Below are 25,599 nucleotides of genomic sequence, written 5' to 3' on the forward strand. Positions count from 1 at the left end.
CCCCCACCCAGCGCGAACCCCGCCGCGATCGCCCCCGTGACATACGCCTTCGCCGCCGTCACCGCCTCCGGCACCGACCGCCCCTTGGCGAGCTGTGACGCGATCGCCGAGGCGAGCGTGCAGCCGGTCCCGTGGGTGTGCCGGTTGTCGTGCCGGGGCGCGCGCAGCCAGTGCTCCTCGGAACCGTCGGTCAGCAGATCCACCGCGTCACCCGGCAGATGCCCGCCCTTGATCAACACCCAACGCGGCCCGTACGCCAGCACGGCCGCCGCGGCCTCCCGCAACCGCTCCTCCGAGTCGACCCGCACGCCGGTGAGTTGCGCCACCTCGTCGAGATTCGGCGTCGCGACCGTCGCCACCGGCAGCAGCTTCGTCCGTACGGCGTCCAGCGCGGAGTCCGCGAGCAGTGAGTCCCCGTGCTTCGAGATGCCCACCGGGTCGACGACCGCCGGGGCGTCCGTGTCACCGATCAACCCCGCGACCGTCTCGACGAGTTCGGCCGACGCGAGCATCCCGGTCTTCACGGCCTGCACGCCGATGTCGTCGACCACGCTCCGGTACTGGGCGCGCACCGCCTCCGCCGGAAGTTCCCAAGCCCCTTGCACCCCGAGGGAGTTCTGCGCGGTGACCGCCGTGACGACGCTCATGCCGTGCACGCCGAGCGCGAGCATGGTCTTCAAGTCGGCCTGGATTCCGGCCCCTCCACCGGAGTCGGAACCGGCCACCGTCAGCACACGAGGCTTCACGACTCGATGTCCCCGAAGTGGTCCCAGCCGCCCTTGCTGGTCCACGGCGCCCCGTCGACCGTCACCTGGGGCAGCGCCGACGGGTTGAGCACCTCGCCGATCACCTTCCAGCGGGCCGGCAGCTTCACGTCCGGTGCGAAGGTCGCCACGATCGCGTGGTCCTCTCCCCCGGTGAGCACCCACTGGATGGGATCGACGCCGACGGCCTGCCCGATGTCGTTCATCTGCGTCGGGACGTCGATCGCGCCGGACCGGATGTCGATGCGGACCTTGCTGGCCTCCGCGATGTGCCCGAGGTCGGCGATCAGCCCGTCACTCACGTCGCACATCGAGGTCGCGCCGAGCCCGGCCGCCGCCGGACCCGCGTGATACGGCGGCTCGGGGCGCCGGTGCGCCTCCACGAACGCGCGCGGCGAGCGGAAGCCCCGCGACAGCACCGCGAACCCGGCCGCGGACCAGCCCAGCCATCCCGTCACGGCGACCACGTCACCGGGCTGCGCGCCGCCCCGGGTGACCGGCTCGCGGCCGCGCAGATCGCCGAGCGCGGTGATCGACACCATGATCGTGTCGCCTCGTACGACATCGCCGCCGACCACCGAGGCGCCCGCGACCTGGCACTCGTCGCGCAGGCCGTCCATCAGCTCCATGGGCCAGGTGACCGGGAGTTCGGCCGGCACGACCAGGCCGAGCAGCAGCGCGGTCGGTACGGCGCCCATGGCGGCGATGTCCGCGAGGTTCTGCGCGGCGGCCTTGCGTCCGACGTCGTACGCGGTGGACCAGTCGCGGCGGAAGTGGCGGCCCTCCAGCAGGATGTCGGTGCTCGCCACGACCCTGCGGTCGGGCGCGGCGACGACCGCGGCGTCGTCGCCGGGGCCGACCCGGACCGCGGGGGTGGTGGTGAGCCGGGAAGTGAGCTCCCTGATGAGCCCGAACTCCCCCAACTCACCGACGGTGCCCTTCATCGTTCGTCCTCTTCTCGTGACGGCAGCGCCCGGTCGCGAGCCGTCGGTGTGCTCGGTACGGTCGAGGTGACCGTCGACTTCAGTCGTGCCCACGTCCTGGCACGGCCGCGGGTCTCCCCGCAGTGAGCGGCGACGCGATACCGTGGCGTTCCTTTTCCCCACATGATCCTCGTGGCCGCCCTGGAGGTTCCGTGGTACAGGCGTACATCCTGATCCAGACGGAGGTCGGCAAGGCGTCGACCGTCGCCGAGACGATCAGCAAGATTCCTGGAGTGATCCAGGCCGAGGACGTGACAGGACCGTACGACGTGATCGTGCGGGCCCAGGCCGACACGGTCGACGATCTCGGCCGCATGGTGGTCGCCAAGGTCCAGCAAGTGGACGGCATCACCCGCACCCTGACCTGCCCGGTGGTGCATCTGTAGCCCCCGTCTACCCTTGGCCGGTGAACTCTCTCCATCACCGGCACCGCTCTGTCATCGGGCTGTCCGTCCTCGCCGCGCTGATCACCGTCGCGGGCTGCTCCTCAGCAGACGACAGCGCGTCGGCGGCGGTTCCCTCGCCGGGCGCGAAGGCCACCGGGCTGTGCCGGAACCTGGACAAGATGCTGCCGTCGAAGGTCGACGACCAGAGCCGCCGGGATCCCGAGCCCGCGTCCGCGCTGACCGCGGGCTGGGGGAACCCGGCGATCATACTGCGCTGCGGTGTCGTCAGACCCGCCAAGATGAACGACCCGGAGGCCGACGGCGTCGAGGTGAACGGCGTCGGCTGGCTGCTGCAGAAGCAGGACGACGGCTCGTTCCGGTTCACCACGACGCTGCGGAAGGCCTACGTCGAGGTGACCATCCCGAAGGACCGCACCGGGGACGGCATGGCCCCCCTGGTCGACCTCGCGAAGTCCGTCAAGAAGGCGATCCCCGCGGGGATCGCCGACTAGCTCCACCGGACCGGCCCAGTCAGCGCAGTCCGGTCGACCGGCGCAGGGCGGCCTGCACCAACAGGTCCACCAGCTCCCCGTACGGAACACCGCTGGCCTGCCACATCTGCGGGTACATCGAGATCGGCGTGAACCCGGGCATCGTGTTGATCTCGTTGATGACGAACTCGCCGTCCTCCGTGAGGAAGAAGTCCGCGCGCACGAGCCCCTCGCAGGAGGCCGCGTCGAAGGCGTCCACCGCGAGCCGCTGGACCTCGGCGGTCTCCTCCGGCGTCAGCGGGGCGGGCACGATACCAGGGGTCGAGTCGATGTACTTCGCCTCGAAGTCGTAGTACGCGTGCTCCTGGGGCGGCGGGATCTCGGCCGGCACACTCGCGCGCGGCCCGTCCTCGAACTCCAGGACCCCGCACTCGATCTCGCGGCCGCGCAGCGCGGCCTCCACGAGGATCTTCGGGTCGTGCCGCTGCGCCTCCTCGATCGCCTCGTCGAGACCGGCCAGGTCGTCGACCTTGGTGATGCCGATCGACGACCCCGCGCGCGCGGGCTTCACGAACAGCGGCCAGCCGTGCTCGCCGGCGAAGTCGACGATCTTCTTACGCGCGGCGGACTCGTCCCGCTCCCACTCGCGGGGCCGGATCACCACGTAGGGGCCGACCTTGAGGCCGAACGAGGTGAACACCCGCTTCATGTACTCCTTGTCCTGGCCGACGGCCGAGGCGAGCACACCCGCGCCCACGTACGGCACACCGGACAGCTCCAGGAGTCCCTGGAGGGTGCCGTCCTCGCCGTAGGGGCCATGCAGGACGGGGAAGACGACGTCGACCTCACCGAGGGCCTTCGGCACGGATCCCGGTTCGCTGACGACGACTTCACGGTTTCCGGGGTCGAGCGGGAGCACCACTCCACCCTCGCTCGACTCGGCGAGTTCGTCGACGTCGGGCGTACGGCGGTCGGTGATCGCCATCCGCTCCGGGGCGTCGGCGGTGAGGGCCCAGCGGCCTTCGCGGGTGATGCCGATCGGCAGGACGTCGTACTTGGTCCGGTCGATGGCCGCGAGGACGGCGCCGGCGGTGACCACGGAGATCCCGTGTTCGGAGCTGCGACCGCCGAACACGACGGCCACACGCGGCTTGCGAGGCGGCTGCTCAGGGTTCTGGGAGAGGTTCTCGGTGCTCATATCGCGATGAGAGTACCCGGTGGTAGTGCTTTGAGTCAGCGTCCCGTTGACGAGCGGCGGTTCGATCAGCGCCCCGGAAGGGGCGCGGGGAACTGCGCGCCCAGCCACGACGGCGCCGCAGCCGCCCAACGACCGAATGCGGCACCCCCTGGGGCGGAGCCCTCAGCGACGCTCAGGCTTAGCGCTGCGCGACATGAGCTCCTTCACCGCGACAACCGGCGACTTCCCCTCGTGCACGATCTCGAACACCGTCTCGGTGATCGGCATATCAACGTCATGCCGCCGGGCCAAGTCCAGCACGGACTCACAGGACTTGACCCCCTCCGCGGTCTGCTTGGTGACCGCGATCGTCTCCTGGAGGGTCATGCCCTTGCCGAGATTCGTACCGAAGGTGTGGTTGCGCGACAACGGCGAGGAACAGGTCGCCACCAGGTCACCGAGACCCGCGAGCCCGGAGAACGTGAGCGGATCCGCGCCCATCGCGATACCGAGCCGGGTCGTCTCGACGAGACCGCGGGTGATGAGCGAACCCTTGGCGTTGTCCCCGAGCCCCATGCCGTCCGCGATGCCGACGGCGAGCCCGATCACGTTCTTCACCGCGCCGCCGAGCTCGCAGCCCACGACGTCGGTGATGGTGTACGGCCTGAAGTACGGCGTGTGGCAAGCGGCTTGGAGCCGGCGGGCCACGGCCTCGTCGGTGCAGGCGACCACCGCGGCGGCCGGCATCCGGGAGGCGATCTCGCGCGCGAGGTTGGGCCCGGAGACCACGGCGATACGGTCCCGGCCGACCTTGGCGACGTCCTCGATGACCTCGCTCATCCGCATGACGGAGCCGAGCTCGACGCCCTTCATGAGCGAGACGAGGACCGTGTCGGGCGCCAACAGGGGTGCCCAGTCGGCCAAGTTGGCGCGCAGTGTCTGCGAGGGGACCGACAGGACGGTGAAGTCGGCGCCGGCGGCGGCCTCGGCGGCGTCGGTGGTGGCCCGCAGGTTCTCCGGGAGTTCCACACCGGGGAAGTAATCGGGGTTCGTACGCGTGGAGTTGATGGCTTCCACGACTTCCGCGCGGCGCCCCCACAGTGTCACCTCGCACCCCGCGTCGGCGAGCACCATGCCGAAAGCCGTGCCCCACGAACCGGCGCTGAATACGGCCGCCTTGACCGGCTTGCTCACGTGCCCTGCCCCTCTTCCTGCTCGACCTTCGGCAGGGTCGCCGACTCGGCCTGAGACTCCAACTCCTGTGTTTCCGCGGCCGTCCGGCGCCGCTGCTCGATCCGCTCGCGGCGCGGGTCGTAGGGCGTCTCGGGTGCCTTCGCGCCGCGGATCCGCTCCAACAGGCGGGTGATGTCGGCCATGATGACCTCGGTCGCCTCCTTGAGGAGGTCCGGGCTCATCTCCTTGCCGTAGAACCGCGTGAGGTCCACCGGCGGGCCCGCGAGCACATGGCTGGTCTTGCGCGGAAAGACGTGCGGCTTCTTGGCGTACGGCGGGAGCAACTCGTTGGCGCCCCACTGGGCTACGGGAATCACCGGGCACTGGGTCTGGAGGGCCACCCGCGCGGCACCGGTCTTGGCGGCCATGGGCCATTGGCCGGGGTCCCGGGTGATGGTGCCCTCGGGATAGAACGCGACGCACTCACCGCGCTCCACGGCGGCGATCGCGGCGCGGAAGGCACTCAACGCGTCCGTGGTCTCGCGGTAGACGGGGATCTGTCCGGTGCCGCGCATCGCGGCACCGACGAACCCTTTCCCGAAAAGGCTGCTCTTCGCCAGGAATCGCGGAACACGTCCGGTGTTGTACTGAAAGTGTCCGTATGCGAAGGGGTCCACTTGCGAATTGTGGTTCACCGCGGTGATAAACCCGCCCTCGGTCGGAATGTGTTCCATTCCGCCCCAGTCCCGCTTGATCAGAACCACCAGCGGCGGTTTGCAGAGGACCGCTGCGAAGCGGTACCAGAACCCGATTCTGCGGCGGGGCACGCGAACACCTTCCTCTAGGACCCGGGGGGCCGCACAAGTGTCGCCCCAGGCCGTCAGTCTGTCGAGAACACCGTACGCCCCGCCACCGACACCGCCAGGGGTGCCGGGTGACAATGGCCGCGACAAGAGAGGGGCGGAACACCCGTGCAGTGGACCTTGGTCATCCCCCTGAAGTCTCTGGCGCGCGCCAAGAGCAGGCTCTCGGACGCCGCGGGCGACGGGCTGCGCCCGGGCCTCGCCCTCGCCTTCGCGCAGGACACCGTGGCGGCCGCGCTGGCCTGCCCGGCGGTCCGCGATGTGGCGGTCGTCACGGACGACGCCCTGGCCGGCCGCGAACTGGCCGCGCTGGGCGCCCGTATCGTCGCGGACGAGCCGGGAGGCGGCCTGAACGCCGCTCTGCGGCACGCGGCGACGGCCGTGCGGGTTTCCCGCCCCGAAAGCGCGGTCGCGGCCCTGAACGCCGATCTGCCGGCTCTGCGCCCCGCGGAATTGGCCCGGGTCCTGGACGCGGCCGCTGAATTCCCGCGCGCTTTTCTCCCGGACGCGGCCACAATCGGTACCACGTTGCTCACCGCGCGAGAGGGCCGTGAATTGCGCCCGGCTTTCGGCACGGATTCCCGCGCCCGCCATCGCGCCTCCGGGGCGAGCGAACTCACCCTGGACGCGGTGGATTCCGTACGGCAGGACGTGGACACCGGCGAGGACCTGCGAGCGGCACTGGCCCTCGGGGTGGGGCCGCGCACGGCGGCCGCGGCGGCGGGGCTGCTGATTCCGGGGCAGTAGCCGGCAGTAGGCTGCGCCCATGCAGGCGACCGCTTACACCTACGACGCCGGAACCCGTACCGGAAGTGTGCTGCTCGACGACGGCACCCCGGTGTCCTTCGACGCCGCCGCGTTCGACGCGGGCGGGCTGCGGCTGCTGCGGCCGGGACAGCGGGTGCGGATCGAGACCGAGGGCCCCAAGGACGGTCTCAGGGTCACGCTGGTGACGCTGCAAACCTTCTGAACGCCCGTACAGGGGCCGTGAATACGCCGCGGGCCGGACTCCCAGAGGGAGTCCGGCCCGGCGCGTGAGTGCCCTGCGCCCCGTGACTAGCGGGTGGCGGTGGCCTTCTTGGCGGTGGTCTTGCGCGCCGTCGACTTCTTGGCGGGGGCCTTCTTGGCCGTCGCCTTCTTCGCCGGGGCCTTCTTGGCGGTGCCGGTGGCCTTCTTGGCCGCCGTCTTCTTGGCCGTCGCCGTGGTCTTCTTGGCGGTGGCCTTCTTGGCCGTGGCCTTCTTGGCGGTGGCCGTGGTCTTCTTCGCGACCGTCTTCTTCGCCACGGTCTTCTTCGCGGCGGCCGTCGCCCTCTTGGCGGTGGTCTTCTTGGCCGCGGCCTTCTTGACCGTCGCCGAAGCGGTGCCGCTCAGGCTGCCCTTGGGCGCCTTCTTGACGGCGACCTCGCCGCCGCGCGGGAGCTTCTTCGAGCCGCTCACCAGGTCCTTGAAACCCTGGCCCGCGCGGAAGCGCGGCACGGAGGTCTTCTTGACCCGAACCCGCTCGCCCGTCTGGGGGTTGCGGGCGTAACGGGCCGGACGGTCGACCTTCTCGAACGAACCGAAACCGGTGACCGAAACCCGGTCCCCATTGACGACGGCACGGACGACGGCGTCCAGAACCGCGTCGACCGCCTCGGCGGCCTGCTGACGGCCACCGACCTTGTCCGCAATCGCTTCTACGAGCTGCGCCTTGTTCACGTCTTCCCCTTCGGAGACATTGCCGGAACGAAACTGCTCCGGCTTTTTCGCACGTTAGGCAGATATATACCGCAAATCAAACACGAAACGGGCTAATCACCCGTGCGCCGCAACGAACTCGGCTGTCCTGGACTTGTTTCAGCGTTCCTCTTCCGGGAATCGACCCGCGTCGAGGTCCTCTGTGAACCGGTCCAGCCGCCTTGTCGCGTCGGCGAGATCGTGCTTGGCCGCGGCCGTAATGACCAGCAGCTTCCGGGCCAGCGCCATCCGTACGCCCTCCGGGACTTGCAGTGCGCGCACCCTTGTGTGCGCTTCCTTGAGTTGGTCCGCGACTGCCGCATAGAGCTTGAGTTGGCCGTCGTGTTCCATGCACAGATTGTGCCATCTGGGGCGAGTTGTCGCCTGCGGGGGTAGCAACTGGTGCCTCAAACAGCCTTCCGGAGCGCGGCGGCAGCCTTGGCTCAAAGCTGCGCCTACCCCGTCAACACCCTGTCTAACACAGGGAGTTGAGCAAAGCGTTGCAGGCGCGCAGGGCCGTTCGGGTGCAGACATGGCTGTACCCCCAATCGTGGCGATCGGGGGTACAGACGGGGTGTCGCGTGGCCGAATCTCGACTCGGGGAAGGCCTCGTGAGGTCCTTCGGGTCAGACCTGGACCGTCCGCGGCTTGTACGAGGGGCGCTTGGCCTCGTACGTGGCGATGTCGCCCTCGTTCTGGAGGGTGATGGAGATGTCGTCCAGGCCGTTCAGCAGCCGCCAGCGGGCGTTCTCGTCGAGTTCGAAGGCGGCGGTGATGCCTTCGGCACGCACCTCGCGGGCCTCCAGGTCGACCGTGACCTCGGCCTGCGGGTCCTTCTCGGCGAGGTCCTGGAGCGCGTCCACGATCTTCTGCTCCAGAACTACCGTGAGCAGGCCGTTCTTGAGCGAGTTGCCGCGGAAGATGTCGGCGAACCGGGAGGAGATGACGGCCTTGAAGCCGTAGTTCTGGAGCGCCCACACGGCGTGCTCACGCGAGGAGCCGGTGCCGAAGTCGGGGCCGGCCACCAGGACCGTCGCGCCCTTGCGCTCGGGGCGGTTGAGGATGAAGTTCTCGTCCTTGCGCCAGGCCTCGAAGAGCCCGTCCTCGAAGCCGTCCCTGGTCACCTTCTTGAGCCAGTGGGCGGGGATGATCTGGTCGGTGTCCACGTTGCTGCGGCGCAGCGGGACGGCCCGGCCGGTGTGCGTGGTGAATGCTTCCATGACTCTCAGACTCCAGCGGGCACAGGGGCGTCGGACAGGTCGGCGGGCGAGGCCAGGTGGCCCAGCACGGCGGTCGCGGCGGCGACCTGCGGCGAGACGAGGTGCGTACGGCCGCCCTTGCCCTGCCTGCCCTCGAAGTTGCGGTTGGAGGTGGACGCGGAGCGCTCACCGGGCGCCAACTGGTCCGGGTTCATGCCCAGACACATCGAGCAGCCCGCGTGCCGCCATTCGGCGCCGGCCTCCTTGAACACGAGGTCCAGGCCCTCGGAGACGGCCTGGAGACCGACGCGGGCGGAGCCCGGGACGACCAGCATCCGTACGCCGTCGGCGACTTTGCGTCCCTCGACGATCGCGGCGGCCGCACGCAGGTCCTCGATACGGCCGTTGGTGCACGAACCTACGAAGACGGTGTCCACCTTGATGTCACGCAGCGGCTGGCCGGCCTCCAACCCCATGTATTCCAGGGCCTTTTCGGCGGCGAAGCGCTCCGAAGCGTCTTCGTACGAAGCCGGGTCGGGGACGGTCGCCGAAAGCGGCGCGCCCTGACCGGGGTTGGTGCCCCAGGTGACGAACGGCGCCAGCGAGGGACCGTCGATGACGACCTCGGCGTCGAATTCCGCGTCCGCGTCGGTCTTCAGGGTCTTCCAGTACGCGACGGCGGCGTCCCAGTCCTCGCCCTCGGGGGCGTGGGCGCGGCCCTTGATGTACTCGAAGGTGGTCTCGTCGGGGGCGATCATGCCCGCGCGGGCGCCGGCCTCGATCGACATGTTGCAGATGGTCATGCGGGCTTCCATCGAGAGCTTCTCGATGGCGGAGCCGCGGTATTCGAGGATGTAGCCCTGGCCGCCGCCGGTGCCGATCTTCGCGATGATGGCGAGGATCAGGTCCTTGGCGGTGACGCCGTCGGGCAGTTCGCCGTCGACCGTGATGGCCATGGTCTTCGGGCGGGCCAGCGGCAGCGTCTGGGTGGCCAGCACGTGCTCCACCTGGGAGGTGCCGATGCCGAACGCCAGCGCGCCGAAGGCGCCGTGGGTGGAGGTGTGGGAGTCACCGCACACGACCGTCGTACCGGGCTGGGTCAGACCCAGCTGCGGTCCTACGACGTGGACGACGCCCTGCTCGACGTCGCCCAGGGAGTGCAGGCGCACGCCGAAGTCGGCGCAGTTCTTGCGCAGCGTCTCCAGCTGGGCCCGGGAGACCGGGTCCGCGATGGGCTTGTCGATGTCGAGGGTCGGGGTGTTGTGATCCTCGGTGGCGATGGTGAGGTCGAGGCGCCGCACCGGACGGCCCGCCTGACGGAGACCGTCGAAGGCCTGCGGGCTGGTCACCTCGTGCAGCAGGTGCAGATCGATGAAGAGGAGGTCGGGCTCGCCCTCGGCGCGCCGGACGACATGGTCGTCCCAGACCTTCTCCGCGAGTGTCCTACCCATCGCTTTCCCTCCGGCCGGCGAAACAGCGCCGGCCCAACTAGAGATCTTGAGGAGACGGCGCTCGCACCCCTGGTTCACGGGCAGCCGCCGCCTGGCCCGTTGGTCCGCGGGCCGCTGTGTCTACAAGAGTTGCGCGTCTCACGAAAAAAGGAACTTGCGTTTCACAGAGTGAGACGCGAGTATCGTTTCATGGACAACAGTAGCGGCGTCGGCGTCCTGGACAAGGCAGCCCTTGTCCTGGGCGCTCTGGAGTCCGGTCCGGCCACCCTCGCGGGTCTGGTCGCGGCGACCGGGCTGGCACGACCCACGGCACACCGGCTGGCCGTGGCTTTGGAACACCACCGCATGGTGGCGCGCGACATGCAGGGCCGTTTCATTCTCGGCCCCCGTCTCGCCGAGCTGGCCGCGGCCGCCGGCGAGGACCGTCTGCTCGCCACGGCGGGCCCGGTGCTCACGCACCTGCGGGACATCACCGGCGAGAGCGCGCAGCTCTACCGCCGCCAGGGCGACATGCGCATCTGCGTCGCCGCGGCGGAACGTCTGTCCGGACTGCGGGACACGGTCCCGGTCGGCTCGACGCTCACGATGAAAGCCGGTTCGTCCGCGCAGATCCTGATGGCCTGGGAGGAGCCGGAGCGCCTGCACCGCGGCCTCCAGGGCGCCCGCTTCACGGCCACCGCCCTCTCGGGCGTACGGCGCCGGGGCTGGGCCCAGTCCATCGGCGAGCGCGAGCCGGGCGTCGCGTCCGTCTCCGCGCCCGTGCGCGGCCCCTCGAACCGCGTGGTGGCCGCCGTGTCCGTCTCCGGCCCCATCGAGCGCCTGACGCGCCACCCGGGCCGTATGCACGCCCAGGCGGTCATCGACGCCGCCGCCCGTCTCTCCGAGGCCCTGCGCCGCACCGGCTGATCCGCCGGGAACATCTCAAGGAGGGCCTGCCTCAACGCCGCGGCAGGCCCTTCGTCCTGTCCGGTCCCCCAACTCCTGGTGAACCACAGCGAGTTGACACACCGGGGCGAACAACGCGAAAGGCCCTCCACCGAAGTGGAGGGCCTTCCCTGTACGTACCCCCGACCGGATTCGAACCGGCGCTACTGCCGTGAGAGGGCAGCGTGCTAGGCCGCTACACAACGGGGGCCTAGATCGTGCGTTTCCGCAGATCTGAGCTGGTCTACCAGGACTCGAACCTAGAATGACGGTACCAGAAACCGTAGTGTTGCCAATTACACCATAGACCAATATGGGTCAAGCAAAAGCGTACCCCCGACCGGATTCGAACCGGCGCTACTGCCGTGAGAGGGCAGCGTGCTAGGCCGCTACACAACGGGGGCCCTAGCGATCCTGCATGAGAGGTGGCGGGTGCGACCCGGACCACCTTCCTGGGAAGGATCTGTACCCCCGACCGGATTCGAACCGGCGCTACTGCCGTGAGAGGGCAGCGTGCTAGGCCGCTACACAACGGGGGCTTTGCAGAGTTGACCTCTGCGGTTGCAGATGAGCTCTGCGAGCTGGCCTACCAGGACTCGAACCTAGACTAACGGAACCAGAAACCGTCGTGCTGCCAATTACACCATAGGCCACTAAGACTCAATCCCTGTCGGGATCTTGTTCTAGCGTGCGCCTCCAGGTAGCTGACCTTTCGGTCTGTTCTCCGGCGGCGCAGGAAGAACATTACCCGAAGGTGGACGGGGCTCCAAAACGGGTATCAGCGCCGAGGAGCGCGGGGAGTTCGGCGAGCGAGGCGATCCGGTGCCGCCCCACGAGGGCCTCATCAGGGGCGGGTCCGCCGCGACGGTCGATCCAGACGGACAGCAGACCCGCGTCCGCGGCACCGCGCCAGTCGATCTCGGGGTGATCTCCGACATACGCCACCTCGTGCGGCGGCAGTCGCAGCGCCTCGCAGGCCGCGAGGAAGGCGCCGGCCTCGGGTTTGGAGACGCCCAGCTCGGCCGCGCACAGGACGGCCTCGAAGCGGTCGTACACACCGAGGGCGCGCAGTTTGCGGTCCTGGACGGTGAGGCTGGAGTTGGAGAGGACGGCGTGCCGGTGGCTGGTCGCGAGGGTGTCCAGGACGGGCAGGACGTCCGGGAAGAGGGCCCACGCGGTCTCGTAGTGGGCCTTGTAGCGCCGGAACCAGTCCTCGGCCTCGGCGTCGGTCAACTCCCGCTCCAGGAACAGCCGGACGCGGTCCAGACGCTGTCCCTCGAACGAGACCTCCCCGGCCGAGAAGCGCGCCCAGTGGAACTCGGTGGCCACCCGCCAGCGCTCCAGGGCGTCCACCACGCTCGCGGGCCCGTCGACCAGCCCCTCGGCCAGCAGGTACTCGCGCATCGCCGCGCGGTCCGCACCGGTGTAGTCGAACAAGGTGTCGTCGACGTCCCAGACAACGGCCCGAATGGTCATGATCCGACGGTAACCCGTGGCCCGGGGGCGCGTCTGCCCCCAGCCCGCGATCACACTGGGGCGACGAAGAAGTCCGTGACGAAGCAGGTGACTTCGCCGGCCGCAGTACGGCCGATCCAGGTGGGGTAGGCGCCGTCGCCCCAGCCGGAGGTGAAGGCGATCAGGTTGTGCCCGGTGTCGGGAGCGGTGATCAGGTGGGGTCCCGGGGCCCACTTGCTCTGGTCGAAGGCGTCCCACAGCGGGCCCTCGTCCGCCACGCACTCCGGGAAGGAGCCGTCGACCGACGCGTCGTAGAACGCGCCCGTGCCGGCGTCGACTCCGTAGCCGTAGAACTCGTCCTCGGTGAGTTCGGTGAGGTCCTGGCCGGGCTGGAGGGCGAGTTCCCAGGTGGCGGTGGGCTCGTCCCGTATGACCAGGCGGGCGGCGGCCACGCGCAAGTGCGGGTCGTCGGACGGGGGTTCGTCGGGCTGGGTGAGGGTGGCGACGGCCGCGTCGACGCGGTAGCGGCCGGGGGTCACGGCGACCGTGAACGGTTCGGACTCGCCCTGGCCGAGGCCGACGAAGGGGTCGCAGGCCACCACCTGGCCGGTGGGGAGCCAGAGTTGGCCGCCGTCGACGAGGTGGATCACGCCGACCGTGCCGGTCTCGTCCTCCGTGAACGTGCTGCCGGGCGTGAAGAGCCAGGTGTAGTCACGAGCGGTCATCGGCATGAAAGGCGCCTCTCCTGAACGATCTTCAATGATCCGGAACCCTAACGCTCCGCACTGACAACGCCGAAGGGGCGGCAGGCCGTTGCGGCTGCCGCCCCTTCACGCGTGCGTGCGTTACGCGGCCAGCTTGGCGAGGGCCGCGTCGATCCGGGCGAGGGTCTTCTCCTTGCCCAGGATCTCCAAGGACTCGAAGAGCGGCAGGCCGATCGTGCGGCCGGTGACGGCGACGCGGACCGGGGCCTGCGCCTTGCCAAGCTTGAGGCCGTGGGTCTCACCGGCGGCCAGGACGGCCTCCTTGAGGGCCTCGGCCGAGGTCCAGTCCGCGGACTCCAACTTCTCGCGGGCCGTGCGGAGAAGGGCGTCGGAGCCCTCCTTCATGGCCTTCGTCCAGGACGCCTCGTCCTCGACCGGCTCGGCCAGAAACAGGAAGTCGACGTTGTCCGTGATCTCCGAGAGCACCTTGAGGCGGGTCTGCGCGTGCGGCGCGACGGCCTGCCACTTGGCCTCGTCGAAGTCCTCGGGCGCCCAGGGGGCGAACGGGGCCTGGAGCCACGGGGCGCAGCGCTCGGTGAAGTCCTTCACGTCGAGCAGGCGGATGTGGTCGGCGTTGATCGCCTCGCACTTCTTCAGGTCGAAGCGCGCCGGGTTGGGGTTCACGTCGGAGATCTCGAAGGCCGCGACCATCTCGTCCATCGTGAAGACGTCCCGGTCGGCGGCGAGCGACCAGCCCAGCAGGGAAAGGTAGTTGAGCAGTCCCTCGGGCAGGAAGCCGCGCTCCCTGTAGAGGTTGAGCGAGGACTCCGGGTCGCGCTTGGAGAGCTTCTTGTTGCCCTCGCCCATCACGTACGGCAGGTGCCCGAAGGAGGGGATCTGCTTGGCGATGCCCAGGTCGATCAGCGCCTTGTAGAGGGCGATCTGGCGCGGGGTGGAGGAGAGCAGGTCCTCGCCGCGCAGGACGTGGGTGATCTCCATCAGGGCGTCGTCGACCGGGTTGACGAGCGTGTACAGCGGGGCGCCGTTGGCCCGGACGATGCCGTAGTCCGGCACGTTCTCCGCGGTGAACGTCAGCTCGCCGCGGACCAGGTCCGTGAAGGTGATCGTCTCGTCGGGCATCCGGAACCGGACGATCGGCGTGCGGCCCTCCGCCTTGTAGGCGTCGACCTGCTCGGCGCTCAGGTCGCGGCAGTGGCCGTCGTAGCCGGACGGCTTGCCGGCGGCGCGGGCGGCGTCGCGGCGGGCGTCCAGCTCCGCGGTGGAGCAGTAGCAGTGGTAGGCGCGGCCGGCGTCCTGGAGCTTCTGCGCGACGTCCTTGTAGATGTCCATGCGCTGCGACTGGCGGTACGGCGCGTGCGGGCCGCCGACCTCGGGGCCCTCGTCCCAGTCGAAGCCCAGCCAGCGCAGCGAGTCGAGCAGCTGGTTGTACGACTCCTCGGAGTCGCGGGCCGCGTCGGTGTCCTCGATGCGGAAGACCAGCGTGCCCTGGTGGTGCTTGGCGAACGCCCAGTTGAACAGGGCGGTGCGGACCAGGCCCACGTGCGGGTTACCGGTCGGCGAGGGGCAGAAACGGACGCGTACAGGTGCGCTAGCCACGCTTGACAACCTTGTTGGTGAGAGTGCCGATGCCTTCGATGGAGACGGCGACCTCGTCGCCGACGGTGAGCGGTCCGACGCCTGCCGGGGTGCCCGTGAGGATCACGTCGCCGGGGAGCAGCGTCATGGCCTCGGTGATGTTGACGATCAGGTCCTCGATCGAGTGGATCATCTCGCTGGTGCGGCCGAGCTGTCGCTGCTGTCCGTTGACCGTGAGCTGGATGGTGAGGTCGCTCGGGTCGAGGTCCGTCTCCACCCAGGGGCCGAGCGGGCAGGAGGTGTCGAAGCCCTTGGCCCTGGCCCACTGCTTCTCGCGCTTCTGGACGTCGCGCGCGGTGATGTCGTTGGCGCAGGTGTAGCCGAGGATGACGTCCTTGACGCGCTCGCGCGGGACCTCGCGGCACATCCGGCCGATGACGACGGCCAGTTCGGCCTCGTGGTGGAGGTCCTCGGTGAAGGAGGGGTACTGGATCTCGTCGCCGGAGCCGATCACCGAGGTGGACGGCTTGAAGAAGGCGAAGGGGACGTCCGGCACCTCGTTGCCCAGTTCGCGGGCGTGCTCGGCGTAGTTGCGGCCGTAGGCTACGACCTTGTTCGGGAGGACCGGCGGCAGCAGCCTGACCTTGCTGAGCGGGACCTTCGTACCGGAGAGCTCGAAGTCCGCGAACGGGATGCCCTTGATGATGTCGAGGACGAGCTCGTCCGGCTTGTCGCCCTCGACCGCGCCGAAGGCGACGTTCCCGTCGATGGAGAATCTGGCGATGCGCACGGGATCCTGGCGCCCCTCACTGAGCTGGCTGGAGTCTGACGCTCCAGGCTAACGCGGTGCGGGGCCCTCCTCGCGCGATTACTCCGCGGCGGCGGTGACCGGGATCTCCATGAGGATGGTGCGGCGCGGGTTGGCGGTCTGGGCCGGCAGGTCGAGCGAGTGTTCCTGCAGCTCCGGCGTGTGCAGCGGCTCGGCGTCCGTAAGGTGCGCCAGCGTCGTGCGTCGCGGGTTGGCAATGTTGCGGAACATCATCGTGGTCTTCACTGTTGTACTCGACCCTCGTCGTCCGTGGGTGGGCGGTTGGCAGATTGTGCCCTCATGTAAAGCGTCAGGCTAAACATCCAATTCCCGGCCGAAGACGCGAAGACCCCTTGATCCGCGTGTGAGTTTGCTCACCACCCCGTGGGCATACCGACCAATTCGGACCCGCAACTCACCTCAACGAAACGGACATTGACCACCTGAAGCCCCCATTCCGCTCCTGATCATGGCGACTTGGGCACATCAGGGGCCCCACGGGATGGTGGGGATTTGCCCACTTTGGACTGAATAGCTTTCTACGTCTCGTGACACTGTCCTCACGGGGTGTCACACAGGTCACAGCCTGGCCTATGGGCCTTGTTGGAGATCCGGCACTGTGCTGGAATTCCACGGACCGCCGCAGAATCAGCCCGGCGCGCAGAGGGCGCAACGCAGCGCCGAGGGCGGCGGAAGGGGGAGCGCCGGTCACTCACGACCACACACTGGGGGGCGCGTTCAGGGCGCTCCCTAAGACGCCGACACCGTCCTTCCGTTCGCGCGGAGGGGCGCCTGGTCCAGAGGTTGCGACGCTAGTGCAGGGACGTTTCAAGAGGGATGGCAGTGCTTCGGCGGAGCCGGAGCCGCATGGCGGGGCTGGCCCCAAGACCGGCAGCTCCTCGCCCCAGCACGCCCAGAACCCGGGCCCGGCGCCGTCAGGCGACGGTGGAGGCCCCGGGCGCCCCGGTGTGTCCGCAGCCCCGACCCCCACGCCCCCGGTGAAGCCGCCGTCGGGCGCGACAGGACCCGGATCGCGCGTCGCTCTGCGTAACTGGCGCATCTCCACGCGCCTGGTCTCGCTGCTCGCGCTCCCCGTGGTCGCGGCCACCTCGCTGGGCGCCCTGCGCATCAGCGACTCCATGACCGACATCCAGCAGCTCGACAACATGAAGCTGCTGACGGACATGACCAAGCAGGCCACCGAGCTGGCCACCGCGCTCCAGGAGGAGCGCGACCAGTCGGCCGGTCCTCTCTCGCACGGCGGCAAGGCCACCGACTACGAGGTCAAGGGCTACGAGGAGAAGACCGACCGCGCCCGCGACAACTTCATCAACGCCTCTGAAGAGGTGGACAGCGCCAGCAAGAGCGGCAACCTCCAGGGCGTCCGGGAGAGCCTGGTCGGTCTCGCGACCGAGCTGGACAACCTCGACAAGATCCGCAAGACGGCGTACCAGTCGAAGGGCAACTCGACACAGACGGTCGACGCCTACCACCGGCTGATCAGCCAGCTGCTGGACCTCTCGCAGGACATGGCCGAGGCCACCAGCAACCCGGAGATGATCCAGCGCACCCGCGCCCTGGCGGCCTTCTCCGCCGCCAAGGAGTTCTCGTCCGTGCAGCGCGCCGTGATCGCGGCGGCCCTGCCGAACAACAACACGACGCAGGGCGATCTCTCCGCCAACGACCGGCTCTACGCCGACTCCGCTCTGGAGAGCGAGAAGTCGGAACTGAGCATCTTCCGCAACATCTACGGCAACCAGGGCGCCGAGGATCTCATCGCGCCCATCGAGGACGGCAACCCGACCATCGAGTCGGCCGACACCTACGCCCAGCGCGTCCTCGACAACGCCAACGGCCTGGCCTCGCTGGACAAGCGGTCCTACAAGGACTGGGTGGACGACAGCTCGACCAAGATCGAGCAGATGAAGAAGATCGAGCACACGCTGCTCGAGGACATGGAGCAGAAGGCCCGCGAGCTGCGCTCCGCCTCCGAGCGCGAGGCGATCATCTCCGGTGCGCTGATCCTGCTCGTGCTCGGTGTCTCCCTCGTCGGCGCCTTCGTCATCGCCCGGTCCATGATCCGCTCGCTGCGCCGCCTCCAGGAGACCGCCAACAAGGTCGCCCAGGACCGGCTGCCCGAGCTGGTCAAGCAGCTGTCCGAGTCCGACCCGCAGGACGTCGACACGTCCGTGGAGTCGGTCGGTGTGCACTCCCGGGACGAGATCGGCCAGGTGGCCGCGGCCTTCGACGATGTGCACCGCGAGGCCGTCCGCCTCGCCGCCGAGCAGGCCCTCCTGCGGGGCAACGTCAACGCGATGTTCACCAACCTCTCGCGCCGCTCCCAGGGCCTCATCCAGCGTCAGCTCTCGCTCATCTCCGAGCTGGAGTCCCGTGAGGCCGACCCGGACCAGCTGTCCTCGCTCTTCAAGCTCGACCACCTCGCGACCCGCATGCGCCGTAACGGTGAGAACCTCCTGGTCCTCGCCGGTGAAGAGCCCGGCCGCCGCTGGACCCGCCCGGTCCCGCTGGTCGACGTGCTCCGCGCCGCCGCCTCCGAGGTGGAGCAGTACGAGCGCATCGAGCTCTCCTCCGTGCCGACCACCGAAGTCGCCGGCCGTGTGGTCAACGACCTCGTGCACCTCCTCGCCGAGCTGCTGGAGAACGCGACCTCCTTCTCCTCGCCGCAGACCAAGGTCAAGGTCACCGGTCACGCGCTGCCCGACGGCCGGGTGCTGATCGAGATCCACGACACCGGTATCGGCCTCTCCCCCGAGGACCTCGCGGCGATCAACGAGCGGCTCGCCTCGCCGCCCACCGTGGACGTCTCGGTCTCCCGCCGCATGGGTCTGTTCGTGGTCGGCCGCCTGTCGCAGCGCCACGGCATCCGCATCCAGCTCCGTCCGTCCGACTCCGGTGGTACGACCGCGCTGGTCATGCTCCCCGTCGATGTCGCCCAGGGCGGCAAGAAGCCCGCTCCGGGCAAGCCCGGTCAGGCCGCCGTCGGTTCCGCGGCGGCAGCCGCCGCGGCCGGTGCCGGTGCGGCCCGCCGGGGCAACGGCCAGGGCGGCTCCGCGCTCGGCGCGGGTGCGCCCGCCCCCGGCAACGGTGGACTTCTCGGTGCCGGGGCCGCTCCGCGCAGCCAGGTCGGTGCCGGTCAGGGCCCGCGGGCCGCGCTGCCCGGTGCGGGCGGTGGACGTCCGGGTGGACCCGGCGGTCCGGGCGGTGCGCGTGGACCCCAGGGTCCCTCGGCGCCGCAGGGCCGTCCGGCCGCGGGTTCCGGTGCCGGTCTCTTCGGTCAGGCGCCGGGTGCCCCGCAGGGCATGCAGGCCGCCGGTCCGGGTGCCCCGCAGGGCTTCGGTGACGGTCGCCAGGACGCCTTCGGCGGGATACCGCCGCAGAACAACCCGGTGCCGCCGCAGCGCACGAGCAACGACGAGCCCGAGCCGCCCCGCGGTGGTGGCCGGCGTCGCGGCCGTCAGCCGCAGCTCCCGCCGCGCGGTGGCCCCCGGGCCGAGCTGCCCGGCGGCGGCAACAACCAGCGCCCCAGCTGGAGCGACGAGAACGCGCAGCCCCCGCTGGGCCGCGGCAACCTCGACGCCCCGCGCGGTCACGACGAGCGGGACGCGGAGCAGACCTCCCGGATGCCGCGCATCGACGACCGCCAGGGCCCCGCGGCCACGACGGAGATGCCGGCGATTCCGCGCCGCGACGCACAGGACAGCGGCCAGTTCCCGCGCCCGGGCACCAACGGGCAGCAGAACACGGGCCAGTTCCCGCGTCCCGGCGCCAACGGATCGCAGAACACGGGGCAGTTCACCCGTCCCGGTGCGAACGGATCGCAGGACAGCGGGCAGTTCCCGCGTCCGGGTGCGGGCGGACCGCAGGACACCGGCTCGTTCCCGCGGCCGGACTTCGACGCCCCGCGTCCCGGCGCCAACTCCCCGCAGAACGGCGGCCAGTTCGTCCGCTCGGATGTCTTCGGCGCTCCGAACAGCCCGGCCAACAACCCGTCGAACCCGGCCAACACGGGACAGTTCGCTGTCCCGCAGGCGTACGACCCCAGTTCCACGGGCCAGTTCGCGACACCCGGCTTTGACAACGGCTCCACCGGTCAGCACAATCTGCCGAACCGTCAGAACCCCGCGAACACCGGGCAGTTCGAGCGGCCGCAGGTGAACGGGAACCGCAACGGCGCCGACCTCGGCACCCAGCGGCCGCCCGCCCCGCAGCGTCCCACCCGCCAGGAGCCCGAGGCGTTGCCGCCTGCCACGGGTCCCGGTGACGGCAGGACGCCGCTGTACGACACGCTGGAGACCAACTGGTTCCACGGCCAGCAGGCGGAGCAGCAGAGCCAGACCAACGGCTCCGCCCCCGCCCCGCAGCCGCAGGCACCGTCGTCGGCTCCGGCTACACCCCCTCAACGTCCCACGGGCGGTACCTGGCGCAGCTCGCCGAACGACGACCTCGTTCGGCAGGCAGAGCGTGTACGGCAACCGGCCGCGGGCGGCGTCACCACTTCCGGCCTGCCGCGCCGGGTGCCCAGGGCGAACCTCGTCCCGGGTACGGCTCAGCAGCAACAGCACCAAACCGGTCCGCAGGTCTCCCGTGCGCCTGACGACGTACGCGGCCGGCTGACCAATCTCCGTCGGGGCATCGCACAGGGCCGCCAGGCCGGTACGGGTACCGGCCAGACCGGCAGCTTCCCCAGCCCCACTCACCAGCAGGAGCGTTAGTTGAGCCAGATGAGCCAGGCGGCACAGAACCTCAACTGGTTGATAACCAACTTCGTGGACAACACCCCCGGGGTGTCCCACACCGTCGTCGTGTCTGCCGACGGACTCCTTCTGGCCATGTCGGAAGGGTTCCCGCGCGACCGCGCCGACCAGCTCGCGGCCGTGGCCTCCGGGCTCACCTCGCTGACGGCCGGGGCATCCCGGATCTTCGAGGGCGGCGACGTGGCACAGACGGTCGTGGAGATGGAACGGGGATTCCTCTTCCTCATGTCCGTCTCGGACGGCTCGTCCCTGGCAGTGCTCGCGCACCCCGAGTGCGACATCGGTCTCGTCGGCTATGAGATGGCACTGCTCGTCGACCGTGCGGGGGCGGTCCTCACACCGGACCTGCGCGCCGAACTCCAGGGCAGTCTGCTTCACTGACCGGCCCCGGCACCACCCGTCTCACCAAATCACCGTCCGGCCGCCACAATCCCCCCACCGGCCCTGTCAGACGGCTAGCCCGACCGACTTGCTGTCCCGCCCGGAGGATTCATGACCCCGCCCACCGCCTCTCACGACCCGTACGCCGAGCCGTACGGGGACGAGGGCGACCAGCCGCTGGTCCGTCCGTACGCGATGACCGGCGGCCGGACCCGGCCGCGCTATCAGCTCGCCATAGAGGCACTGATCAGCACCACGGCCGACCCGGCAGCGCTGATGGGACTGCTCCCTGAGCACCAGCGCATCTGCCACCTGTGCCGCGAGGTCAAGTCGGTCGCGGAGGTGTCGGCACTCCTCGCCATGCCCCTCGGTGTGGCCAGGATCCTCGTCGCGGACCTCGCCGAGGCCGGACTGGTGGCCATCCACCAGCCGGGCGGCGACGAGAACAACGGCGGCGCACCGGACGTGACGCTGCTCGAAAGGGTGCTCAGTGGACTTCGCAAGCTCTGACGGAGGGCGGGCGACCACCTCCGCGAAGATCGTGGTGGCGGGTGGCTTCGGCGTCGGCAAGACCACGTTCGTGGGTGCCGTCTCGGAGATCAACCCGCTGCGCACGGAGGCCGTCATGACGTCCGCGTCCGCGGGCATCGACGACCTCACCCACACCGGGGACAAGACCACCACCACGGTGGCCATGGACTTCGGACGCATCACCCTGGACCAGGACCTGATCCTGTACCTCTTCGGTACGCCGGGTCAGGACCGCTTCTGGTTCATGTGGGACGACCTGGTGCGCGGCGCGATCGGCGCCGTCGTCCTGGTGGACACCCGCCGTCTCGCCGACTGCTTCCCCGCGGTCGACTACTTCGAGAACAGCGGGCTGCCCTTCGTCATCGCCCTCAACGGATTCGACGGCCACCAGCCGTACAACCCCGAAGAGGTCCGCGAGGCGCTTCAGATCGGCCCGGACGCGCCGATCATCACGACGGACGCCCGGCACCGCTCGGACGCCAAGAGTGCGCTGATCACGCTGGTCGAGCACGCGCTCATGGCCCGGCTGCGGTAGCGCTCTGGCGGGCCTCCGCATATGCAGTTCTCAAGTCGGCAGCGCCATACGGCAGTTGTCGTAGACGCCCCGGAGCCGACTGTGGCCTTTGACACGGTCGGCCCCGGTGTTCATAACGTTTCGGCAGAGGAATCGGGTGGTACCGCAACGCGTCGCGGTCATCCGGTGCCACTGCGCTAACAAAGCCCCGTCTTTTGGCGGGGCTCGCTCTTTATGACCGTTTTATCTGGGGCTTACATCACTCGGAATCCGCGGTTCCGACTGTTTGGAATCGCGCAGGCTGACGTGCTGGAATGCCTGAACTGCCCAATAGTCAACGACGTACTGATAGGCAGAGGTCGTTGACGGGCTTGAGACACTGCGGCACGACGATAGGTGCCGACCGCCGGAAGGTTGTTGGTCGAGTGAGGCGAAGCAAGAACGGTCCCGAGCCGTCGGCCCGGGGCAACTTCACCCCGCCGCCGCGCGGAGCGGCGCCCGCCCCTGTGCCAGGCTCGGAGCCCACGGCGCCACCCGCTCCGAGCGGCAGCCGTTTCTCCCCCCGCAACTGGCGGGTGCCTACCAGGCTGAACGCGATCCTGCTCATACCCGTGGTGGTCGGCCTCGTCATGGGCGGCTTCCAGGTGAAGAGCTCGATCGACACCTGGCAGAACGCCGAGGACGCGGAGAAGACCGCCCGCCTGGTGCAGGCGGCCCTGACCTACAGCAACGCGATCACCAACGAGCGTGACACCACCGCCGCGCCGCTGCTGCTGGGCAAGGGCGTGAAGGACCCGACGGTCGTCGCGGCCCGCAAGGCCACCGACGAAGCCGCGGACACCTTCGACAAGGCCGCGCAGAACATGCCGGACCAGTCGGGCCTGGAGCGCCGGCTCAGCCGCTTCCGCAAGGTCGAGCCGCAGCTGACGTCCATCCGGGCCGCCGCGTACACCACCAAGTTCACGGGCGTGCAGACCGAAGAGGCGTACGTGAACCTGGAGCACCCGCTCCTCGAGTTCTCGAACGAACTGGGCCTCGGCACCGGCAACATCACCAGCTACGGCCGCTCGGTCTACGCCATCGCACTCGCCAAGGGCGCGCTCTCCCTGGAGCGCTCCATCGGCATGCACCTGCTGGTCAAGCCGGGCCCCGGCCAGGGCAGCCTCGCCACCCAGCGCACCGCCATCACCTCGTACGCGTACCTGGAGGGCATCGCCATCCAGGAGTACCAGGCCGGTGGTACCGACGCGGACATCGCGAAGCTGAACACTGCCATGGCGAAGGTCAAGACCGACGGCGCGACCATGGTCAAGCAGGCCGCCGCGCAGGCGAAGGCCGCCAACGAGACGTATGTGCCGCCGCCGGCCAACCCGATCGACATGATCACGGCGATGTCCCAGTTGCAGACCACGGACGCCTCGGCGCGCGCCGCGCTCGCCGAGAAGGGCATCACCGCGCAGAACTGGTGGGCGGGCACGACCCTCAAGTACGAGGCGTACCGCAAGATCGAGGAGGACAAGGCCGACACCGCGGTGAGCGAGGCGTCGGACATCGCCGACAACGCCAAGCGTGACGCCATCATCACCGGTGCCGCCGTCGTCGTCGCCCTCCTCCTCGCCTTCATCCTGGCCGGTGCCGTCGCCCGCCAGATGAGCCGCGCGATGCGCCAGCTGCGCAACGCGGCCTTCGGCATCGCCGAGCAGCGCCTCCCGATGCTGGTCGACCAGCTCTCGCGCACCGACCCCGGCCGGGTGGACACCAGGATCTCGCCGATCCCCATCACCACGACCGACGAGATCGGCGAAGTCGCCCGCGCCTTCGACCAGGTCCACCGCGAGGCCGTACGACTGGCCGCCGAGCAGGCTCTCCTGCGGGGCAACATCAACGCGATCTTCACCAACCTGTCGCGCCGCAACCAGTCGTTGATCGAGGGCCAGTTGACCCTGATCACCGACCTGGAGAACAACGAGGCCGACCCGGACCAGCTGGAGAACCTCTTCCGCCTGGACCACCTCGCGACCCGTATGCGCCGCAACGGCGAGAACCTCCTGGTCCTCGCCGGCGAGGAGCCCGGCCGCCGCTGGGACCAGCCGGTCCCGCTGGTCGACGTGCTGCGCGCCGCCTCCTCCGAGGTGGAGCAGTACGAGCGCATCGAGCTGTCGGGTGTCCCGGAGGCCGAGATCCACGGCCGTGCCGTGACCGACCTCGTGCACCTGCTCGCCGAGCTGCTGGAGAACGCGACGACGTTCTCCTCCCCGCAGACCAAGGTTCGCGTGACGGCCACCCGTCTCCCCGACGGCCGGGTCATGATCGAGATCCACGACAAGGGCATCGGCCTCACCGCCGAGGACTTCGCCGACATCAACCACAAGCTGGCCAACCCGCCGACCGTGGACGTCGCGATCTCCCAGCGCATGGGCCTGTTCGTGGTCGGCCGACTGTCCGACCGGCACGGCATCCGCGTCCAGCTCCGCCCCTCGGGCGAGCAGGCCGGCACGACCTCGCTGGTCATGCTGCCGGACGCGATCACGCACGGTGGCGGTGGTGAATCGCAGCTCCAGCGCGACGAGTTCACCGTCTCGCAGATCATGCCGGAGCAGCCGCAGCTCCAGTACCAGGGCGAGGACTTCAACCAGACCCCGCTGCGCACGGCGGCCGAGCTCGGCTTCGACGACACCCGCTACTCCGAGGTGCCGGACGACATCCGCGAGCTGGACCCGGTGGGCCGCTCGCTGATGCGCGAGGAGCGCCGCGCGGCCCTGGAGTCCCAGAAGCCGGGCCAGGAGCTCGACCCGGGCGAATACCCGGAGTTCACCGAGTTCGACACCCCGCAGCAGCAGCCGTACGGCAACGGACAGCAGGGCTACCAGGACCAGCCGACCGGGTTCACCGGCCAGCCCGCGTACGAGGAGCAGCAGCAGACGTCGTACGACGAGCCGCGCCAACCCTCGTACGACGAGCAGTACTTCGCGCCCAACGGCACGGCACCGCAGACCGACTCCTTCCCGCCGAACGGCGGTTACCCGGAGCCCGGGTACGCGGAGCCGGCGCAGGAGGAGCGCGCGGCGCAGCATCCCGCTGGTTCGGAGACGTTCTCGGGGTTCGAAGAGCCGTCCTACCAGGACGACTGGCCGCAGCAGGACGGTTACCGGAACGGGTACCCGGACCAGTACGCTCCGGAAGCGGAGTCCACGCAGGCCGCTGACGTCAGTGAGCGGGACCACGTAGGCTTCGAGCGTCCGGGACCGGCTCCCTCCGCCGTCCACGCGCTGACCGACGCCGGACTGCCGCGCCGCGGTTCGGCCGCGAACGGCACGAACGGTTCGCAGCCCGCGCAGTCGACTCCGTCGGCGCCGGAGAGCAAGGTCGATGTCTTCGGCACCGCGAACGGCAGCGGCACCACCGGTGCCGTGGACTGGCGGTCGGCGAACGATCAGCGCTGGCAGCAGGCGTCGGCGCTGAAGAAGCCGAAGGCGGGCGGGGTCACCTCCTCCGGCCTGCCGCGGCGGGTACCCAAGGCCAACCTGGTCGAGGGCACCGCCGAGAGCACCCCCCAGGGCGGCCCCCAGGTCTCCCGCGCTCCCGAGGACATCCGGGGCAGGCTCAGCAACCTGCGCCGCGGAGTCCAGCGGGGACGCAGCGAAGGCAGTGAAACGAACGGTCGGGGCTTCGGCACCGACAGCACCTACAACCAGGAGCGTTAGTGTG

Annotated in this window: 24 protein-coding genes and 5 tRNA genes; 10 read left to right on the plus strand and 19 right to left on the minus strand. The window is 69.6% G+C overall.

The window, feature by feature from the left end; all coding sequences use genetic code 11:
* Positions 1-746, minus strand: a 746-nt coding sequence (gene thiD, locus ACNFOC_RS18740; protein ID WP_416960235.1) for a bifunctional hydroxymethylpyrimidine kinase/phosphomethylpyrimidine kinase, incomplete at its 3' end; no start/stop codon positions are given.
* Positions 743-1,708: a thiamine-phosphate kinase gene (locus ACNFOC_RS18745; RefSeq protein ID WP_019058663.1), complete on the minus strand. Its 966-nt coding sequence runs from the start codon at positions 1,706-1,708 to the stop codon at positions 743-745. The genes thiD and ACNFOC_RS18745, both read right to left, overlap by 4 nt.
* Positions 1,709-1,899: 191 nt before the next feature.
* Here ACNFOC_RS18745 and ACNFOC_RS18750 point away from each other — a divergent pair, with 191 nt between their 5' ends.
* Together ACNFOC_RS18750 and ACNFOC_RS18755 are read left to right on the plus strand one after the other, a co-directional pair.
* Positions 1,900-2,133 (plus strand): Lrp/AsnC family transcriptional regulator, encoded by a 234-nt coding sequence (locus ACNFOC_RS18750; RefSeq protein WP_003997603.1) that lies wholly within the window; start codon positions 1,900-1,902, stop codon positions 2,131-2,133.
* Between the two features lie 20 nt (positions 2,134-2,153).
* A complete protein-coding gene (locus tag ACNFOC_RS18755; RefSeq protein WP_416960236.1) occupies positions 2,154-2,645 on the plus strand; it encodes a DUF3515 domain-containing protein in 492 nt (163 codons plus the stop codon).
* Between the two features lie 19 nt (positions 2,646-2,664).
* Here the strand turns inward: ACNFOC_RS18755 and ACNFOC_RS18760 are convergent, their stop codons facing one another.
* From ACNFOC_RS18760 to ACNFOC_RS18770, 3 genes are all read right to left on the minus strand, one after another.
* Positions 2,665-3,822, minus strand: a complete 1,158-nt coding sequence (locus ACNFOC_RS18760) for a D-alanine--D-alanine ligase family protein (RefSeq protein ID WP_416960237.1) — start codon at positions 3,820-3,822, stop codon at positions 2,665-2,667.
* 162 nt (positions 3,823-3,984) lie between these two features.
* Positions 3,985-4,995, minus strand: coding sequence for an NAD(P)H-dependent glycerol-3-phosphate dehydrogenase (locus tag ACNFOC_RS18765; RefSeq protein WP_416960238.1), 1,011 nt, complete (start codon positions 4,993-4,995; stop codon positions 3,985-3,987).
* Positions 4,992-5,801, minus strand: a complete 810-nt coding sequence (locus ACNFOC_RS18770) for a lysophospholipid acyltransferase family protein (protein WP_416960239.1) — start codon at positions 5,799-5,801, stop codon at positions 4,992-4,994. The genes ACNFOC_RS18765 and ACNFOC_RS18770 overlap by 4 nt, the downstream gene beginning before the upstream one ends.
* A gap of 144 nt (positions 5,802-5,945) precedes the next feature.
* On the opposite strand from ACNFOC_RS18770, the gene cofC reads away from it, so the two are divergent.
* Both cofC and ACNFOC_RS18780 read left to right on the plus strand, forming a co-directional pair.
* The gene (gene cofC / locus ACNFOC_RS18775; RefSeq protein WP_416960240.1) at positions 5,946-6,584 is read left to right on the plus strand and encodes a 2-phospho-L-lactate guanylyltransferase; all 639 of its coding nucleotides are present in this window, start codon (positions 5,946-5,948) and stop codon (positions 6,582-6,584) included.
* Between the two features lie 19 nt (positions 6,585-6,603).
* Positions 6,604-6,807, plus strand: a complete 204-nt coding sequence (locus ACNFOC_RS18780; RefSeq protein ID WP_365306900.1) for a hypothetical protein — start codon at positions 6,604-6,606, stop codon at positions 6,805-6,807.
* 86 nt (positions 6,808-6,893) lie between these two features.
* Here the strand turns inward: ACNFOC_RS18780 and ACNFOC_RS18785 are convergent, their stop codons facing one another.
* The 4 genes from ACNFOC_RS18785 to leuC form a co-directional block, all read right to left on the minus strand.
* Positions 6,894-7,535, minus strand: coding sequence for an HU family DNA-binding protein (locus ACNFOC_RS18785; RefSeq protein WP_416960241.1), 642 nt, complete (start codon positions 7,533-7,535; stop codon positions 6,894-6,896).
* Between the two features lie 138 nt (positions 7,536-7,673).
* A complete protein-coding gene (locus ACNFOC_RS18790; protein ID WP_033282690.1) occupies positions 7,674-7,904 on the minus strand; it encodes an SCO5555 family protein in 231 nt (76 codons plus the stop codon).
* A gap of 275 nt (positions 7,905-8,179) precedes the next feature.
* On the minus strand, positions 8,180-8,773 hold the full coding sequence (leuD, locus tag ACNFOC_RS18795; protein ID WP_328678694.1) for a 3-isopropylmalate dehydratase small subunit: 594 nt from the start codon (positions 8,771-8,773) through the stop codon (positions 8,180-8,182).
* A gap of 5 nt (positions 8,774-8,778) precedes the next feature.
* Positions 8,779-10,203 carry a 3-isopropylmalate dehydratase large subunit gene (gene leuC / locus ACNFOC_RS18800; RefSeq protein WP_365986525.1) on the minus strand — a complete coding sequence of 475 codons (1,425 nt, stop codon included), beginning with the start codon at positions 10,201-10,203 and terminating at the stop codon, positions 8,779-8,781.
* Between the two features lie 189 nt (positions 10,204-10,392).
* On the opposite strand from leuC, the gene ndgR reads away from it, so the two are divergent.
* The gene (gene ndgR / locus ACNFOC_RS18805; protein WP_019068721.1) at positions 10,393-11,109 is read left to right on the plus strand and encodes an IclR family transcriptional regulator NdgR; all 717 of its coding nucleotides are present in this window, start codon (positions 10,393-10,395) and stop codon (positions 11,107-11,109) included.
* A 156-nt stretch (positions 11,110-11,265) separates the two neighbouring features.
* Here the strand turns inward: ndgR and ACNFOC_RS18810 are convergent.
* The 10 genes from ACNFOC_RS18810 to ACNFOC_RS18855 all read right to left on the minus strand — a co-directional run bounded on the left by ACNFOC_RS18810 (position 11,266) and on the right by ACNFOC_RS18855 (position 15,936).
* Positions 11,266-11,338, minus strand: a tRNA-Glu gene (locus ACNFOC_RS18810).
* Positions 11,339-11,366: 28 nt separating this feature from the next.
* Positions 11,367-11,438: transfer RNA gene (locus ACNFOC_RS18815), tRNA-Gln, on the minus strand.
* Positions 11,439-11,458: 20 nt separating this feature from the next.
* Positions 11,459-11,531: transfer RNA gene (locus ACNFOC_RS18820), tRNA-Glu, on the minus strand.
* A 62-nt stretch (positions 11,532-11,593) separates the two neighbouring features.
* Positions 11,594-11,666: transfer RNA gene (locus ACNFOC_RS18825), tRNA-Glu, on the minus strand.
* Between the two features lie 42 nt (positions 11,667-11,708).
* Positions 11,709-11,780 (minus strand) — tRNA-Gln (locus tag ACNFOC_RS18830).
* A 91-nt stretch (positions 11,781-11,871) separates the two neighbouring features.
* On the minus strand, positions 11,872-12,603 hold the full coding sequence (locus tag ACNFOC_RS18835) for an HAD family hydrolase (RefSeq protein WP_416960242.1): 732 nt from the start codon (positions 12,601-12,603) through the stop codon (positions 11,872-11,874).
* Between the two features lie 50 nt (positions 12,604-12,653).
* Entirely contained in the window at positions 12,654-13,313 is a 660-nt protein-coding gene (locus ACNFOC_RS18840) for a DUF4241 domain-containing protein (RefSeq protein WP_416960243.1), read from the minus strand.
* Between the two features lie 114 nt (positions 13,314-13,427).
* Positions 13,428-14,912 carry a glutamate--tRNA ligase gene (gltX, locus tag ACNFOC_RS18845; RefSeq protein ID WP_416960244.1) on the minus strand — a complete coding sequence of 495 codons (1,485 nt, stop codon included), beginning with the start codon at positions 14,910-14,912 and terminating at the stop codon, positions 13,428-13,430.
* A complete protein-coding gene (locus tag ACNFOC_RS18850; RefSeq protein ID WP_416960245.1) occupies positions 14,896-15,672 on the minus strand; it encodes a fumarylacetoacetate hydrolase family protein in 777 nt (258 codons plus the stop codon). Before ACNFOC_RS18850 ends, gltX begins: the two co-directional genes overlap by 17 nt.
* 78 nt (positions 15,673-15,750) lie before the next feature.
* Complete coding sequence (locus tag ACNFOC_RS18855; RefSeq protein WP_416960246.1) at positions 15,751-15,936, minus strand: hypothetical protein; 186 nt, start codon at positions 15,934-15,936, stop codon at positions 15,751-15,753.
* Positions 15,937-16,505: 569 nt separating this feature from the next.
* Here ACNFOC_RS18855 and ACNFOC_RS18860 point away from each other — a divergent pair.
* The 5 genes from ACNFOC_RS18860 to ACNFOC_RS18880 all read left to right on the plus strand — a co-directional run bounded on the left by ACNFOC_RS18860 (position 16,506) and on the right by ACNFOC_RS18880 (position 25,595).
* Positions 16,506-20,423: a sensor histidine kinase gene (locus tag ACNFOC_RS18860; protein WP_416960247.1), complete on the plus strand. Its 3,918-nt coding sequence runs from the start codon at positions 16,506-16,508 to the stop codon at positions 20,421-20,423.
* 9 nt (positions 20,424-20,432) lie between these two features.
* On the plus strand, positions 20,433-20,846 hold the full coding sequence (locus ACNFOC_RS18865; protein WP_005479910.1) for a roadblock/LC7 domain-containing protein: 414 nt from the start codon (positions 20,433-20,435) through the stop codon (positions 20,844-20,846).
* Positions 20,847-20,957: 111 nt separating this feature from the next.
* Positions 20,958-21,356, plus strand: coding sequence for a DUF742 domain-containing protein (locus tag ACNFOC_RS18870; protein ID WP_019058642.1), 399 nt, complete (start codon positions 20,958-20,960; stop codon positions 21,354-21,356).
* Positions 21,337-21,912, plus strand: coding sequence for a GTP-binding protein (locus ACNFOC_RS18875; RefSeq protein ID WP_006375318.1), 576 nt, complete (start codon positions 21,337-21,339; stop codon positions 21,910-21,912). The genes ACNFOC_RS18870 and ACNFOC_RS18875 overlap by 20 nt, the downstream gene beginning before the upstream one ends.
* A 404-nt stretch (positions 21,913-22,316) precedes the next feature.
* On the plus strand, positions 22,317-25,595 hold the full coding sequence (locus tag ACNFOC_RS18880) for a nitrate- and nitrite sensing domain-containing protein (RefSeq protein WP_416960248.1): 3,279 nt from the start codon (positions 22,317-22,319) through the stop codon (positions 25,593-25,595).
* Positions 25,596-25,599 lie beyond the last annotated feature (4 nt).

Origin of the sequence: Streptomyces colwelliae (assembly GCF_048158785.1) — a bacterium.
Taxonomy (GTDB): domain Bacteria; phylum Actinomycetota; class Actinomycetes; order Streptomycetales; family Streptomycetaceae; genus Streptomyces.